Source organism: Bradyrhizobium sp. (genome assembly GCF_016462955.1).
In the GTDB taxonomy this organism is placed as follows: domain Bacteria; phylum Pseudomonadota; class Alphaproteobacteria; order Rhizobiales; family Xanthobacteraceae; genus Bradyrhizobium.
The window spans coordinates 1-3,622 of sequence record NZ_JAEMSD010000602.1; the positions used below are offsets into that span (position 1 = coordinate 1).

Below are 3,622 nucleotides of genomic sequence, written 5' to 3' on the forward strand. Positions count from 1 at the left end.
GGAGCCCCTCCCTCTCTCCGCCGTCATTCCGGGGCGCGACGCAGTCGCGAACTAGGGTGCGCCGTTGCGCACCTGAGAATCCATCGCGTCACCGTCTCTGCAGCCTGATGGATTCCGGGTTCGCGCCAAGGGGCGCGCCCCGGAATGACGAGAGAATTCGGGTCCGGCAGCGCGCCTCAATGATTTCAATGACTTACCTACTGTGCATGGGGTTGTTTTCGCAACAATGAGTTCGGAGGCCGTCATGGCCGGGCTTGACCCGGCCATCCATCCCCTTCGAGAGACCCCGTCTTTCGCTGGAGGCGCGGGTCAAGCCCGCGCATGACGAAGATGGGAATCCATTTGACTCCTCCCCGATTCTGATTCGACTCGGAGCCGTCCCCAGCTTTAACCAATCCGTCCGCTTGTGCGCCCGCGCAAAACTCCATCTAGTGCGCAACCCAGACGAGTCCCGCGACATGTTGCGAGAACGGAACAGGACTCACGGGCGAGTCAGCGATTCGGCCGCGATTCGTTCTCAAGTCGTTCCGAAGCTTAAGCCGAGCGGAAAAAGCGTCGCAAAGTGAAACAGTTGCGTAAGGTTCGGGGAGGGTGGCGTCCCACGCCCACGGTGTCATCGCCCGGCTTGACCGGGCGATCCAGTACGCCGAGGCGGTTGTGGTTGGGCCGAGGGGGCGCGGCGTACTGGATGCCCCGGTCGAGCCGGGGGCATGAGAGCGAAGTATGAGCCGCCCGCCAGCGTTCGGAGACATGGCTGACACGGCCAGCCGCCCCTCCGCCCCATACAGCACTGACATTCGCCCAAATCGCCATTACCTAATCACTTAGACATGGCTTTTCCCCCCTCCCCCTTCGCCTCCGAGCGCGCAGCGTCCGATCGCGTGCCCGGCGCCGGCGTCACCGCGGTGCTCGGTCCCACCAACACCGGCAAGACCCATCTCGCCATCGAGCGGATGCTCGCGCATCCCTCGGGCATGATCGGCCTGCCGCTGCGCCTGCTCGCGCGCGAGGTCTACAACAAGATCGCCGCCCGCGCGGGCGAGGCCAGCGTCGCGCTCGTCACGGGTGAAGAGAAGATCAAGCCGAAGAACCCGCGCTATTGGGTCTCGACCGTCGAGGCGATGCCGCGCGACTTGGATGTCTCGTTCCTCGCCGTCGACGAGGTGCAGATCGCGAGCGACCTCGAGCGCGGCCACGTCTTCACCGATCGCATCCTCAACCGCCGCGGCCGCGACGAGACGCTGCTGCTGGGCGCCGCCACTATGCGCCCGATCATCGAGCGCCTGCTGCCGGGCGTCTCCATGATCACGCGGCCCCGATTGTCGCAGCTCGAATTCGCCGGCGACCGCAAGATCACGCGCCAGCCGCGCCGCACCGCCATCGTCGCGTTCTCGGCCGATGAAGTCTACGCCATCGCCGAACTGATCCGCCGCCAGCATGGCGGCGCCGCCGTTGTGCTGGGCTCGCTCTCGCCCCGCACCCGCAACGCGCAGGTCGAGATGTTCCAGAACGGCGACGTCGATTATCTCGTCGCCACCGACGCCGTCGGCATGGGCCTCAATCTCGACGTCGACCACGTCGCCTTCGCCTCCGACCGCAAGTTCGACGGCTACCAGTTCCGCCGCCTCACCCCGTCCGAATTCGCTCAGATCGCCGGCCGCGCCGGCCGCGCCACCCGCAACGGCACCTTCGGCACCACGGGCCGCTGCGCGCCGTTCGAACCCGAACTCGTCAACGCGCTGCAGAACCACACCTTCGATCCGGTGAAGGTGCTGCAATGGCGCAATGCCAGGCTGGATTTCTCCTCGCTCGGCGCGCTGCAGGTGTCGCTGAACGTTGGCCCCGGGCACGAGGCGCTGACCCGCGCGCCGATCGCCGAGGACATGCGCGTGCTCGACCACGCCGCCCGCGACGGCGAGGTGCGCGATGTCGCACATGGCAAGGCCGCCGTTGAGCGGCTCTGGGAAGCCTGCCAGGTCCCCGACTACAGAAAGCTGTCGCCGGCGGCCCATGCCGAGCTCGTGACCACGTTGTACGGCTTCCTGATGCAGAAGGGCTGCATCCCCGATTCCTGGTTCGAGGCCCAGGTCACCCAGGCCGACCGCATCGACGGCGATATCGACACGCTGTCGGCCCGGATCGCGCAAATCCGCACCTGGACCTTCGTCGCCAACCGCCCGGACTGGCTGAGAGACCCCGAACGCTGGCAGGGGGTCACGCGGGAGGTCGAAAATAAATTATCGGATGCGCTCCATGAACGCTTGACTGAGCGTTTCGTTGATCGCCGGACCAGTGTATTGATGCGCCGCCTGCGGGAGAACACGAGCTTGAATACTGAAATCGGCAAGACCGGCGAAGTCATCGTCGAAGGCCATGTCATCGGCCGCCTCGACGGCTTCACCTTTGCACCGGACGCGGCGGAAGCCGGCTCCGATGCGAAAGCCTTGCAGGCTGCAGCGCAAGCGGTGCTCGCCGGCGAGATCAATGCGCGCGCCGAAAAGCTGGGCAATGCGCCGGACGAGCAGTTCGTGCTGACCTCCGAAGGCATCATCCGCTGGACCGGCGATGCCGTGGCGCGACTGTCTGCCGCAGACGAGGCGCTGCATCCGCGCATCCGCATCATCTCCGACGAGCGCCTGACCGGCGCCCCCCGCGACAAGGTGCAGGCGCGGCTCGAGCTCTGGCTCAAGACCCATATCGAAAAACTGCTCGGGCCGATGTTCGAGCTCAGCAAGGCCGAGGACGTCACCGGCATTGCCCGCGGTATCGCCTATCAGCTGGTCGAGGCGCTCGGCGTGCTGGAGCGGCCGAAGATTGCGAGCGAGCTGAAGGATCTCGACCAGTCCTCGCGCGCGACCTTGCGCAAATACGGCGTCCGCTTTGGCGCCTATCACATCTATTTCCCCGGCCTGCTCAAGCCCGCCGCGCGTGCGCTCGCCGCGCTGCTCTGGGCGCTGAAGCAGGACAATGTCGATCTCTCCGCGCTGTCGGGCGCACAGCATCTGGCCTCCTCGGGCCGCACCTCGTTCCCGGTCGACAAGCAGCTGCCGCGCGATGCCTATCGCGTGCTCGGCTACAAGCAGGCCGGCGAGCGCGCCGTCCGCGTCGACATCCTGGAGCGCCTCGCCGATCTGATCCGCCCCGCTTTGGCCTGGCGCGAGAATTCGCCGGGCGAGAAGCCCGCCGGCGCCTTCGACGGCCGCAGCTTCGTGGTGACGCAGGCGATGACCTCGCTCACGGGCTCGGCCGGCGAGGATTTCGCCTCCGTGCTCCGCGCGCTCGGCTATCGCATGGAGAAGCGCCCGCCGCTGCCGCCGAAGCCGGTGGTGACGGAAACGGTTGCGGCCGAGACGCCGCCCGCCGAAGGCAGTGCGGAGACCTCGACCGAGACCGCAGCCGAGACCGTTGCCGGCCTGCCGGACGAGGCCTCCACCGAAGCCGCCGCTGAAGCGGTCACTGTCGAAGACGCGCCCGGCATGGAGCCGCAGGACGAGGTCGTGCAGGCCGAGCCGGCGCCGGAATCATCGCCCGAGGTCGCACTCACGCCTGAAGATGCCCCCGGCATCGCGCCGCCGGCAGAAGAGGCTGCGCCGTCCCCGGAGGTTGCGACGTCCCCTGAGAC

Annotated in this window: 1 protein-coding gene; it reads left to right on the forward strand. The window is 67.1% G+C overall.

The window, feature by feature from the left end:
- Positions 1-830 precede the first annotated feature (830 nt).
- Positions 831-3,622, forward strand: a 2,792-nt coding sequence (locus tag JHD07_RS35270; protein ID WP_291630587.1) for a helicase-related protein, incomplete at its 3' end; no start/stop codon positions are given.